General features: G+C 32.3%; 1 protein-coding gene. It reads left to right on the top strand.

Annotated elements, in window-relative coordinates; genetic code table 11:
• On the top strand, positions 1–248 hold a 248-nt coding region (locus tag ACYQ2O_RS13775; protein ID WP_459796881.1), incomplete at both ends, for a hypothetical protein.

Genomic DNA, 248 nt, shown 5'->3' with positions numbered 1-248 from the left:
ATTTTCAAACCATATTTTGAAAAATATATTGAATTTAAACGTTCTAAAGGCGAAAAAGTAGCTCGTTCCACATTAATCAGTCTAAGGCAACTCAACAATCTCTTGAATCAATATGACAAACTTGAAATTACTACTGAAATGATTGAAGAAATATTAAGTCCGAAGGACCATATAAGTCCCCACCGTCGAAAAACTTTAATAACAAACCTCCGTCAGTTTTCTGAATTTCTTCAAGTACTACAAATCCC

The organism is Alkalibacterium sp. m-11, assembly GCF_054658155.1.
The sequence above is the reverse complement of the archived record's forward strand: the minus strand, read 5'-3'. Positions and strand labels throughout refer to the sequence as shown.